This window comes from Microbacterium sp. P5_B6 (assembly GCF_056400345.1).
In genome coordinates, this window is the sequence record NZ_JBFULL010000040.1 from 1 (window position 1) to 5,968 (window position 5,968).

A 5,968-nucleotide genomic window follows, 5' to 3' on the forward strand; every position below is an offset into this window, starting at 1 on the left:
CCTTATCCGTATCGACGCAACAGCCTGAACCTGTTCCGGCTCATTCTGGCGGCACTGGTTCTCTTCGCCCATAGCTGGTACATCGCCGGCCAGGGCTCGGGACCGTCGATCCAGGGCGAGAACCTCGGGGGGTGGGCGGTCGCGGGATTCTTCGTCCTCAGTGGATTCCTCATCACCCGAAGTCGCCTTCGGACATCCCCGGGCGACTACCTGCTGCACCGGGTGGCGCGGATCTACCCCGCGTTCATCGTCGTGCTCCTGGTCACCGCATTCGTGTTCGCGCCGCTCGCCCTGCTCATCGAGCAGGGCTCGCTGGAAGGCTTCTTCACCACGCCGATCACGCCGTTCCAGTACGTGTGGGGGAATCTGACCCTCTTCGTCGACCACTACGACATCGGGGCCACGCTCCAGACCGTGCCGTATCCCGGGGCATGGAATGGGTCGCTGTGGACGCTCTTCTACGAGTTCCTCTGCTACATCGTGATCTGGGTGCTCGGCTTCATCGCCGTGTTCCGCCGCTCCCCCGTGTTCATCGGTGCGCTCTACGCAGTGAGCGTCGCCAACTATGCCTTCATCGGAGTTGCACATCGCGCCGGCCTCGACCCGTCATTCGATCTGTTCGCGCGGCTGCTCCCGTTCTTCCTCGGAGGATCGCTGATCTACTTCCTGGTCGACAGGTGGGGCACGAATCGCATCCTCGGCATCTGTGCACTGGTGGTGACTGTGGCCATCATCTGGCTCATCCCCCGGTGGGRCGGTCAGGCGGCAGCGCCGTTCCTGGCGTATGGGCTCCTGTCCCTCTCGACCTGGATCGCTCAGCCCGGCTGGATCGCACGCAATGACGTCTCGTACGGTTTCTATATCTACGCGTGGCCCGTGCAGCAGCTCACCATCCTGATCGGCGGAGCAGCGCTCGGCATGCCCGTTTACATCCTGATCACGATCGTGGTCACGTTCGCGCTCGCGTGGCTGAGCTGGGTGCTGATCGAACGTCCGGCGATGCTGCTCGCGAGACCGAAGGACAGCCACCTGCGTCTTCAGCCGGTCGGGCCGCCGGGCGACATCCAATCCGCCTGATCTCGATCCACGAAGCGTCGCCGACGTAGCGCCTCGGCCCACGCTCGAACGAGCATCCAGCGCGAGGTCAGGACCCTGAGTGCCCCCCTCGGTCTGGACGACGATGCATTCGATGCGTGGATTCGCCGCCGCACCGTCGGCTGCTCGAGGTGTCGCATGCGCCCGGCGACATTGGCCATTGTCGCGATCCAGAGGTCGTGGGACTCCGTCAGGAAGTGCGGAAAGGGCGTCACCGCCGGAATCATGTCGCGCCGCACAGCCATGGCGCAGCCGAAGTAGGGGGCCGCACCCATCAGGATCCGCAGCTCATTGCGAAATCGTTGACGCGAGGTGGCGGCGCGGAGCTGCCATGGCTTGCCACTGAGCGGTGCGGGAAGAGGTGCGTCCGATCCGAGAAGCACGAGATTGGATGCCGCGACGCCTGCCTGGGCAGCGGCACCGACGAGAAGAGACCTCCGACCGGGCATCCACTCGTCGTCCTGATCCGCAAGCAGCAGCACATCTCCCTTTGCAGCCAGCATCGCGGCCTCGAAGCTGCGAACATACCCGCGGTTCACCGTCTGGCGCACGACACGAACGCGCGGGTCCCCGAGCGCTTCGACGACGTCCACCGTCGAGTCGGTGCTGGCATCATCGACGACGACGATCTCATCGCCCGACTCGAGTTCCGCGAGGATCGACATCAGCTGATGCTCGACGTAGGCCGCGCCGTTGAAGGTCGCCATGCACACGCTTGCTGTGACGTGATCACTCACGTGGCCGGACCGCCCTTCGACGCGGGAGAGTGCAAGGCTGGCACATAGACTTGCTTGCGATGCGGTCGCTCATGCTCAGGCTCGCGGGATTCACGGGGGCACCGATCCTCTCGGCGCTGGCCCCCTTCATCATACTTCCCGTCATTTCACGCATCGTCGGGCCCGAGGGCTGGGCGAATTTCTCCGCCGGTCAGTCCGTCGGCATCCTCGGCATGGTCGGCGTGCTCTTCGGCTGGGGAGTCGTGGGTCCTGTCCGTGTCGCCCGCGAGACGTCGATCCAAGAGCGCGCCGTGATCCTTCACGAGAGCATCCGCTCCCGCCTTCTGACCTCGCTCATCGCCGTTCCCGCGGCCGGAGTCGCAACGTTCCTCGTCTCCGGCCCCTCATTCCGACTCGAATCGGTCGCCGTTGCGGTCGCCATGACCATCGGCGGCTTCACCCCCGCGTGGTTCTGCATCGGCCAGGGGAATCCGCGTGCGCTGATGCTCTTCGATGCGACGCCGAAGCTCGCCGCGTCACTTATCTCCTTGCCGATCGTCGGGCTCACCGGCCAAGTGCTCTGGTATCCGGCACTGCTGTTGGGATTCACCATCCCGGCGTTCGCGATCCACGCTCGGCTCACGGCCCACGGCGACGCGCTCGGGGACGCCGAGCCCCGTGGGGTGGTGTCGGTGCTGCGCACGCTCGTACCCACTGCGGCGATCGACGCCACTGGCAACGCCTACGGCGCCACAGCCATCCCGATCGCAACGGCCGGGCTCAGCGCCTCGGAGGCCAGTTCGTTCGCCTCGGCCGATCGCGCCTACCGGATCGCGATCATGGCTGTCATCGCGTTCGGCAATGCCTTTCAGGCATGGGTGCTCGATCCAGCTTCGACGGATGTCCGGCGCCGGCATCGCCTTGCGATCCTGAGCCATCTCGGCCTCGGATTCCTCGGCGGTCTGGCGCTTGCACTGCTCGGCCCCTGGGCCACCGGTCTCCTGTTCGGGGCGGCCGTTGCCGCCCAACCCGTGCCGAGCGCTCTGTTCGGCGTGGCGTTCTTCTTCCTGTCGACGACGACCCCACTCATTCGCAACATCCTGATTCCGTCACACCACTACCGCGTCGTGTTCGGTGCGACTGTGGCAGCGGCTGCGGTCGGTCTTCTCACGATGCTCGCGGGCTCCGCAGCAGGCTCCGCGGCGATCATCTCCCTCGGGGTGGCCGCCTCCGAGGCGACCGCGTTCGTCGTTCTCGTTCTGCCCGCACGGCGAGCGCTCCGGGTGATCCTTGCGGACCACGAGCACGTCACTCCGCTGGAGGAGCCGCCCACCTGACCGATGCGGCCTCAGCATGGACACGTGCCGGAATGCGTCCCATCCGACGGTGACGGGCATCGCGAAGGGCTCCGGCGTACACCGCCCAGAGCGCGCGCCGTGGTCGCGCCAGAACCCAGGCGTTGAAGTAGTGAGCGATCTCCAAGACCGTGTCGCGGGCCACCCAGCCGGGGTGGGTACGCCCGTACTCCCGGTTGATCACGACGCGGTTGCGGACGCGATAGTAGTAGCGGAAGGGAGTACTCAGAGTCACAACCGCGGGGATGCCCGGCAGATGGAACGGCCTCCCGAAAGCCGTGCGGACGTACTTACGTCCCAGGCTGTGTTCCAGTCGCAGTCCCCTGGCGGCGACGGTTGGCCGACGAGCCGCGGTGCACCGCATCTCGAACTCCGTGTCGACGAGGTCTATGAACAGGTCAGCGCGCATGACGCCGACGGCGCGGAGGAGCTCGCCCGACAGAAGCATCCCCGACTGGATGGCGTGTCTGGCCACCAGCGTCCCGTCGGGTTCCTCGTGATGCACCTGACGGACATCGGCGAAATACTCCGGCACGACCGGGCCTATTGAGCGCAACCGGGAGGCTCGCGCGTGCGTCTCGGTCAACGCGGCGACGAAGCCCGCCGGAGCGACCGAATCCTGGTCGAACGTGACGACCGCGTCGGCCTCCCGTTCAAGCGCGTAGCTTATCCCGGCGTTGAGTGCGGCTCCGATGCCCGAGTTCTCGCCCAGCCGGACGACATGCGCGCCGCGCTCGGCCGCGCTCGCCAGCACGTCGTCTGCCGATGACCCGCTTCCATCATCCACCAGGACGATCTCCTCCACCTGGTCGCGGAGGGCATCGAGTGCATCGAGGATCGTGGCATCCGGTCGAAAAGCCGTGACCACCGCCCAGACGGTCGGCGTCACGGGGATTCGCCGGGCGTCTCGTGATCTCGGCGACCCGCACCCGCCTGCAGTTCGTCGAGGCGCGCGTCGAGCCGTTCGATCTCGGCGCGTGAGATCGCCGCCTCCTCCGCGACGCGCCTGATCTCGTCCTCGGCCTGCGACAGCTCCCATGACAGATGCAGCGCGACCCCGAGCAGGAGGACGATCGCGAGGGAGAAGAGGAGGTTGGCGGGTACTTGAACGCCGAGGGTCTCTGTGAGCCACAGGAGGAGCTGCGGGAATACCCCGAGGACCAGGACGGCAAGTCCGATCACGAGCCACATGACGGCGTACTTCTCCCGCAGCTTGCGGGTCAGCAGGAGCCGTACGACGATCACGAGGATCACCAGCGCGAGGGTGATACCGAGGAAGACGATCATTCGCTGACCTTCCGCGACGCGAGCGGAGGCGCTGGTCGCGCCCGCCGCATGACCGCCAAGCTGAGTGCGAACACGGCACGCATCAGATAGAGCGTCGCCCCGACCGTCCCTTGCGTCGACGTGCCATGCATGCGGGGACGCATCGCCACCGGAACCTGAGTCACGGTGAGCCCGGCGTGGCAAGCGGCGACCAGCGAGTCAAGAGTGTCACCGAAATACTCGGCTGGGTAATAGCGCACATACTGGTCGATGGCGCGCGGGCCGGCCGCGCGGAAGCCACTCGTCGCATCCGTCAGCCGGGTCTTGGCCACGCGCGAGAGAACGCGCGCCAGGACGATCATCGCCCAGCGTCGTGGACCGCGGACGGTGTAGTCACCGACGTCAGCGAAGCGCGCACCGATCGATATGTCTGCGCGATCGAGCCCGTCGAGGACACGGCCGATGTCCTCGGGGTTGTGCTGACCATCGGCATCCACCTGAATGGCCCGCCGATAGCCATGGCGTTGGGCGTAGGTGAATCCGGTCCTCATCGCCCCGCCCACGCCGAGATTGAACGGCAGGATGATGACCTTTGCGCCAGCCTGGCGGGCCGTCGCGGCGGTCGCGTCGCTCGAGCCGTCATCGATGACGACGACATCATATTCTGGAGAAATCGCACGGATCTCCTGGACCGTCGCGCCGACGTTTCTCGCCTCGTTCCACGCCGGAACGATGATCAGAACACGATCTGGCGCCTCGGTCATAGTGCCGCCAGTCTACCGGCGGGGCTGCTGTCTCATCGATCGCACCCGACGACCGCATACAGTCTGGCGCGGCCCTGCTCATCCACCAGACGGACAGCATCCGACTCCGCGAGGTCCGTGAGACCAGGGTATACATGCCGACCCGCATGTACTTCCGCAAGCCCGAAGTCGAGCACGAATCCGACGTCGAGGTCGTCGATCGCTTCGCAGACCTCACTGCCGGCAGTCGCGTCGGCGAGACCGTCGTTGATGGCGCCGACTTCGTCAGTGATCTCCATGAGCGTGTGAGGCATGAGCACCGATCTGCCCGTGAGAGCGTACGCGAGCGATGCGCCCGTCCACGGACTGCCCGCGATGGCGACGCCCTCAGGTACATGCTCGGGGACGCGCTCGATGAGTGCTCGTTCATCATCCGAGAGCAGCACCGCCTTCGGGCCCCCATCGAAGCCGCCCGAGGCCCAGGCCTGCGCCCTGGGAACCGGCGACAGCGGGGCCACCTGCAGGAGGATCGCACCAACCACCGCGACCGCCACGGCCGACGCAACCCTGGTCGCGCGGGGCCAATCGGCGGTCACCCTCCGGACAGTCGGCTTCGTGACGAACTTCGCCCACGTGCACGCGACACCGTAGGCGGCAAGAGGCACCATGGCGACGGGCAGGAGCGCAGCCAGACGGGGAGAATTGTTGTACCAGGGACCGGTGAGGGCGTCGCGAAGCTGCGGGAACGGCCCTGCCACGACCGTGACATAGAGCACCGCGGCCACCACGTACA

The 5,968-nt window shown here is 66.4% G+C and carries 7 protein-coding genes; 2 read left to right on the forward strand and 5 right to left on the reverse strand.

Going from position 1 to position 5,968, the window contains the following annotated elements; all coding sequences use genetic code 11:
• The coding region (locus AC1DP3_RS17745) for an acyltransferase family protein (protein WP_477295603.1) at positions 1 to 1,077 on the forward strand (1,077 nt) is incomplete at its 5' end.
• On the opposite strand, the gene AC1DP3_RS17750 is transcribed toward AC1DP3_RS17745, so the two are convergent.
• On the reverse strand, positions 1,038 to 1,802 hold the full coding sequence (locus AC1DP3_RS17750; protein WP_477295605.1) for a glycosyltransferase: 765 nt from the start codon (positions 1,800 to 1,802) through the stop codon (positions 1,038 to 1,040). The two genes, AC1DP3_RS17745 and AC1DP3_RS17750, sit on opposite strands and share 40 nt — an antisense overlap.
• An 89-nt stretch (positions 1,803 to 1,891) precedes the next feature.
• Here AC1DP3_RS17750 and AC1DP3_RS17755 point away from each other — a divergent pair, with 89 nt between their 5' ends.
• On the forward strand, positions 1,892 to 3,148 hold the full coding sequence (locus AC1DP3_RS17755) for a polysaccharide biosynthesis protein (RefSeq protein ID WP_477295607.1): 1,257 nt from the start codon (positions 1,892 to 1,894) through the stop codon (positions 3,146 to 3,148).
• On the opposite strand, the gene AC1DP3_RS17760 is transcribed toward AC1DP3_RS17755, so the two are convergent.
• The 4 genes from AC1DP3_RS17760 to AC1DP3_RS17775 all read right to left on the reverse strand — a co-directional run.
• The gene (locus AC1DP3_RS17760) at positions 3,120 to 4,055 is read right to left on the reverse strand and encodes a glycosyltransferase (RefSeq protein WP_477295608.1); all 936 of its coding nucleotides are present in this window, start codon (positions 4,053 to 4,055) and stop codon (positions 3,120 to 3,122) included. The two genes, AC1DP3_RS17755 and AC1DP3_RS17760, sit on opposite strands and share 29 nt — an antisense overlap.
• Positions 4,052 to 4,453: a DUF2304 domain-containing protein gene (locus tag AC1DP3_RS17765; RefSeq protein WP_477295610.1), complete on the reverse strand. Its 402-nt coding sequence runs from the start codon at positions 4,451 to 4,453 to the stop codon at positions 4,052 to 4,054. The genes AC1DP3_RS17760 and AC1DP3_RS17765 overlap by 4 nt, the downstream gene beginning before the upstream one ends.
• Positions 4,450 to 5,196 carry a glycosyltransferase family 2 protein gene (locus AC1DP3_RS17770; RefSeq protein ID WP_477295611.1) on the reverse strand — a complete coding sequence of 249 codons (747 nt, stop codon included), beginning with the start codon at positions 5,194 to 5,196 and terminating at the stop codon, positions 4,450 to 4,452. The genes AC1DP3_RS17765 and AC1DP3_RS17770 overlap by 4 nt, the downstream gene beginning before the upstream one ends.
• Before the next feature lie 32 nt (positions 5,197 to 5,228).
• Positions 5,229 to 5,968: DUF6541 family protein (locus AC1DP3_RS17775; protein WP_477295613.1), on the reverse strand; the 740-nt coding region annotated here is incomplete at its 5' end.